Raw genomic sequence first — 6,352 nt, forward strand, 5'->3', positions numbered from 1 at the left:
ACCGTGGTTCTGACCTATACGCTGGAGTTGGCCGACGACGCCGCCCCGGCGCTGAGCGTGACCCAAGACGTCACGATCACCATCACCGGCACCAACGACGCCCCGGTGGTGTCGGCAATCGACGCGGGCAGTGTTAGCGAAGACGACCCGCTCCAGACCATCGACCTGCTGGCTGGACAGACCGACGTGGACAACGGCGCGGTGCTGACGGCGATCAACATCACCGCCACCGACGACTTTGGCGCTTCGGTTCAGTTCATCGACAACGGCGATGGCACGATCTCGATCAATCCGATCCAATACGACGCGCTGGACGACGGCGAAGCGCGCACCGTCACAGTCAGCTATGAGGTCAGCGACGGGCAGACGAGCACGGCAAACACGGCAACGCTTGTGGTGAACGGGGCCTCTGACGGCTCGCCCCCTGTGGCCAATGACGACGTCCTTGGGGTGCCTTTGGGCAACAACCGGATCATCGAAATCGAGCCCAACAACTCGATTGCACAGGCGCAGAACCTTGATGGGTTGTTCACGCTGAACCCAAACCCCAACATCCTGAACTCTGATACCTTGCCCAGCGTCAATATCGTCGGCACCGGCAACAACACCGCCGATTACTACGCCTTTACCGTGACCGAAGCCGGCACGTCCATGCATTTCGACATCGATTTCGGGAGCAGCTCTGGCGGCAGCTTTGACGCCTATATCCACCTGTGGAATTCCGCCGGTGCCCGCATTTCGCGCAGCGACGACAGCCCCAGGGATCCGGGGTCCGTCAGCAGCTTGGATAGCGAGCTGTCCTACACCTTTTCGACGCCGGGCACCTACTACATCTCGGTGGGTCGCTTCCCGGGGTATTCGAACCCGGATAACCCCGTGCCCAGCGGCGGGACGTATGAGCTTCAGATCACCACCACCGCGCAGATCGGCGGTGTGGGCACCGATGAAGACACAGCTTTGACGATCCCGGCGGCGCAACTGCTGGCGAATGACACCGATCCCGATGGCGATGCGCTGAGTATTTCTGCGGTCTCGGCCAGCAGCGCTCTGGGCGCTGCGGTAACGTTGAATGGTGATGGGTCCGTGTCCTATGATCCGACCGGGGCTGCGGCCCTTGCGGCCTTGGCGGATGGCCAAGAGCTGACGGACAGCTTTACCTACACCATCACCGACGGGAACGGCGGGTTCGACACGGCCACGGTGAGCTTGACTGTCGTCGGCACCAACGACGCGCCGGTGGTGTCAGTCATCGACGCAGGAACTGTGACCGAAGACGACGCGATCCAGACCATCGACCTGTTGGCCGGGCAAACCGATCCTGACAGCGGGGCCGTACTGACCGCGATCAACATCACCGCCACCGACGACCAAGGCAACGCGGTCAGCTTTACCGACAACGGCGATGGCACGATTTCCATCGACCCATTCCAATACGACGCGCTGGACGACGGCCAAGCGCGCGCCGTCACGATCAGCTACGAGATCAGCGACGGGCAGGCCGCCACCGCCAACACCGCGACGCTCGTGGTGAACGGCGTGACCGATAACCTCGCCCCCGTCGCCAATGACGACGCTCTTGCCGCGCAAGCCGATGAGAATACCGCATTCATCATCTCGGCGGCGGATTTGCTGACCAATGACAGCGACCCCGATGGTGATGCGATCGGCATCTCGGCCGTCTCCGCGACCAGCGCTTTGGGGGCGACGGTGACGCTGAACGGCGATGGCTCGGTCAGCTACGATCCGACCGCCTCAGCAACGCTGGACGCGATGGCCGGGGGCGAAAGCCTGACCGACAGCTTTACCTACACGATTTCCGACGGGAACGGCGCCTTCGATACCGCCACCGTGACCCTGACCGTGACCGGAGTGAACGATCCGCCGGTTCTGACCGGAACAACCGCGCCGCAAACCGGCTTTGCCGATGAGGCCTTTAGCTATCAATTGCCCGCGGATTTGTTCGCCGACCATGACCAAGGTCTGGCGGTCACCTATGACGTGACCTTGGCCGATGGCTCGCCTCTGCCGAGTTTCATGAGCTTTGATGCCGCCACCGGGACCCTCAGCTATGCCGCAGGCGCGCCGCAGGTCGGGGACATCGGGCTGTATACCCTAATGGTGACCGCAACCGAGCCTGATGGCCAGAGCAGCAGCACCAGCTTTACGCTGTCGATCCTTGATGGCGAGCTGATCCAAGGAACCGAGGGCAACGACAGCCTGACCGGCACGATCCAAGGCGACCTGATCCAAGGTCTTGGCGGCAATGATACCATCGTGGGCATTCCCGGTGCCGATTTCCTCGACGGCGGGGATGGCAACGATACCCTTTACGGCGAGGCCGGCGATGACGTGCTGCTTGGCGGTTTGGGCAACGACCGCCTGGACGGCGGGAGCGGGTCGAACGTGCTGCGGGGCGGGGATGGGCATGATTACATGTCCGCTTCGGGCAGCACCGGCAACCTCTTTGACGGCGGCAGCGGCAATGACACGGTGTATGCCTATGACTCGGGCAGCAACAACGTGGTTGTGGCCGGTGACGGGGATGATCGTGTGTCGCTTTACGGGTACGGGTCGAACTCGGGGTCGAACCAGCTTGATGGCGGTTTGGGCAACGACCAGCTTTACGCGGGCGGCGAAAACAACACGATCACAGGTGGCGAGGGCAACGACACGCTGTCCGGCAGCGGCGTTCAGGATGGCGGCGCGGGCGACGATTACCTCAATGGCTATTGGCAGACCGATGACACGCTGCTGGGCGGCGATGGCGCGGATTTCCTGCGCAATGTCGGCGGGCGTTCAGCGGATAGCGTCGATGCCGGGGCGGGCGATGACATCGTTCAACTCGGGCTCGACCGTTACACCAACGACGTCTCGACGATCACTCTGGGGGCCGGGTCGGACACGGTGCGGCTTGGCAATGCCGAGTTCAACGGCACGGGTCATGTGGTTGTAACGGACTTTGACGTGGCCCAAGACCTTGTGGACATTGATCAATTCCTGACCCAGCGGCTGAGCGGCTGGGACGGGGCATCCAACCCCTTTGGCGCGGGCTTCCTGCGGCTGGTTGCGGACGGCGCGGACACGGTGCTGGAGATCGACGCCGATGGCGGCGGTGACACCTATGTCGCCGCGATCCGCTTTCAAGGCACCGCGCCGGGTGACTTCACCGATGCGAATTTCCTTGTCGATGTGGCCACCGCCCAAGGCTATGCGCCGGACGGCAGCGGGGTCTTTGGAACGGCACTTGGTGGCACGTTGGGCGACGACGCGCTGGCGGGCAGCATCGGGGACGACACCATGACCGGCCTCGACGGCAACGACAGCCTGTCCGGTGAGAACGGCGCAGACCTACTGGATGGCAATGCTGGCGCCGACACGCTGATCGGCGGGTTTGGGGATGACACCTTGACCGGCGGGGCGGACGCTGATGTCTTTGTCTTTAGTCCCGGGGGCGGAGACGACGTGGTCACGGATTTCGACCTCGCCGCTGACATCGTGCAACTGGACGCGGCCCTCGCCATTGGCAGCTTGTCCGAGGTCGACACCGATGGCGTAGGAGGCGTCGACAGCACCTTGGTGACCTTTGACGATCAATCCTCGGCGCTCTTGCTGCAAATCCTTGGCGTGACAGATCCCAACGACTTGCTGACTTGATCCCTTAGGGGCATCCATTGATACTTACAGCCAACCGCTGGCCCTAAAGGCTGGCGGTCGGTTTTTGCATATAGGCGTTTTATGGAATTTACGGTCTCGCGGAATTTTACGAGTTGGTTGGCCAATTGTGGGATCAGCCTTGCGTTTACCGCTTATGAAGTTGGTCGTCTGATGCTGCTGGGACATACGCGTGATGGTCGTGTGTCGTTATATGAACGGCATTATCCGCGCTGCATGGGGCTGCACGCGACTTCGAGCGGATTCTATATGGGCGGGATTGCCCATATCTGGCGCTTTCAGGATTTTGGTCCGGACTATGCAGGGAAAGGCGGCTACGACGCAGCCTTTTTGCCGGTTCAAACCTGGACGGTGGGCGATTTGGACATCCACGATGTCACGTTGGATGGCAACGGAGCGCCGATCTTTGCCTCGACCAATTTCAATTGCATCGCCGGGCTTTCGGAAACCGCCAGCTTTCGCCCAATATGGAAGCCGCCTTTCATTGATCGTCTGGTGTACGAGGATCGTTGCCACCTCAATGGCTTGACCTGCGCGCCCGACGGCGCATTGTTCGCCACGGCGTTTTCGAAAACCAATTCCCTCGAAGGATGGCGAAATGTCGGGACGGGGCAGGGGGTCATCTTTAATGTAAGTGCTGGCGAAGATCTGGCCCAAGGCCTGACGATGCCACATTCCCCGCGTGTTCAGGGCGAGCATGTCTATTTTCTGGAGAGCGGCACTGGCCTGTTAAAACGGGCCAAGATTTCGAACGGGTCCGTTGATGAAATCGCCTTAATTCCCGGCTATTGCCGCGGCCTTTCATTCCTTGGCGGTTATGCCATTGTCGCCAGTTCGACGGAAAGAGAAGGGCGCAGCTTTGATGGCCTTCCGCTGTCGGAGACTTTGGCGAAGTCTCAACAGCCGCCCCGATGCGGTTTGTTCATCGTAAATTTGTCCACGGGCGCGATTGAGCATTACTTCCAGATTTCTGGAGAGGTCTCGCAGATTTTCGATGTTTGTGTGATCCAAGGTTGCACCCAGCCGATGCTTTATGGGGCGAATGTGGATCAACTCAAGTTGCTGGTGAAACCGGGCGTTCCGATCGCCTGATTCAACAGGCGAGCACGTTCTTCCTCTCTTGATTTCCGAAGGGGATGGCTTGCTCTGAGAGGGGCTCAAATTTGCGGTTGATATGGAAGTGCGATTTGTTTAATTTTCGAGGTGATACATACCAAAGATTTTAATTCGGGACGGTTTTCGTGGAAGTATCTAGTGTCACAAGCCTGAGTAATATCGTTCACTTTGATTATGACTTTTCAGGTTCTGAACGGACGGTTGTCTCCCATGAATTCATCGATGTCGATGGAACAACGGCGCATCGTTTTTTCGATAGCCACGGGCGTATTTTTCGGCCAAACGATGATGTCTGGTAGAACGTCGTAGCCTCCCACGCTGCGTCTGAGTCTTTGACTTCCTTGAACTACTCTCTGCGGCAGTCTTACGGCACAACGCTCATCTCGAATATTGACAGCCAAATCAGCAGTTTGGTGTGGAACTACGTGTGGGAAACCACGGTGTCCACAATTGTCACCGGAGCAGTAGGCCTTGCCGCGATTGCATTGACAGTTGGCTCAGGTGGCCTAGCGACTCCACTTGCATTGCTTGCGGTTTCCGTTGTCGCAAACTCCGCATCCCTCTGGAGCTCAAACGCGGCAGAAAGTGAAATTCTCAATATGGCGAGAGCGATTCTCGCAAATTCCTTCGAAGGTCAGGACTCGCTTCTTGGAGAGTTGGAGCGAGTAGCCGCAGACGTCAAGACAGAATTGCAGGACAACGATCTGGTCTTAATCTCCGATGTTCGGAAAATGGACATATATTTCAACGCCATCATGAACTCACTAGAGGCATCCGGGGGAGCGTTGTCAGAGGTCTCTGCCACGCGGGGCGAAGAAGCTGACAACCTGATCGACGGCATGTTGGCAGACACCTCCCTATCGGCGTTGTCAGTTTACGCAACGCAGGTTTTTGGCTCAACGGCCGGCAGCGTATTTAGTTGGGCTTCATCTATTTTCAGCGTTTGGCAGGCTTGGGAGACTTGGGTTGACAATGATACACGTATCGAGAGCGTGTCAGCCCAGATGAACCAAGCCATGCAGTCCACGACATGGAGTTTCTATAACGCCGAAACCATGAGCCAGATCCGATCCGAGATAGACAATACCCTCTATGGTACGAATGGCGACGACGTTTTCCTTTCTAACAGGAACGGAACCCTCATTTATGCCTTCGCCGGCAATGATACAGTCGAAGCGATGGGCTTGAATGACACGCTGGACGGCGGTTCGGGCACGGATACGCTGGTGCTGGATTACACCGGCTTCGGCGCGCGGCGGAGCGGCGGCAACGATTACGTGCGGATGCGGACGGCCAGCGGCGATCTGGCCACCACCTTGGCAGAGGCGACCGAGGTCTACGGCTACGAGAACATCGGCTCCTATCCTGGGTATGCGGCCTACTCTACCGTCATCTCCGGCTTCGAGCGTCTCGAGGCCACCGGCTATGACTACAACGACAACTTCGCGGGCGGCGACCTGGACGACACCCTGCGCGGCGGCGCAGGCAACGACACCCTCTGGGGCAACGCCGGCAACGATATCATCGAAGGCGGCGACGGGGACGACAGGATACAGAGCGATCA

General features: G+C 59.2%; 3 protein-coding genes. All 3 read left to right on the forward strand.

From position 1 onward, the window contains the following. The coding region (locus B9A11_RS20985) for a cadherin-like domain-containing protein (RefSeq protein WP_143595969.1) at positions 1-3,654 on the forward strand (3,654 nt) is incomplete at its 5' end. Positions 3,655-3,735: 81 nt separating this feature from the next. Continuing rightward, on the forward strand, positions 3,736-4,764 hold the full coding sequence (locus B9A11_RS20990) for a TIGR03032 family protein (RefSeq protein WP_083499983.1): 1,029 nt from the start codon (positions 3,736-3,738) through the stop codon (positions 4,762-4,764). 365 nt (positions 4,765-5,129) lie between these two features. After that, the coding region (locus B9A11_RS20995) for a calcium-binding protein (RefSeq protein WP_143595970.1) at positions 5,130-6,352 on the forward strand (1,223 nt) is incomplete at its 3' end.

This window comes from Tropicibacter naphthalenivorans (genome assembly GCF_900176475.1).
In the GTDB taxonomy this organism is placed as follows: domain Bacteria; phylum Pseudomonadota; class Alphaproteobacteria; order Rhodobacterales; family Rhodobacteraceae; genus Tropicibacter; species Tropicibacter naphthalenivorans.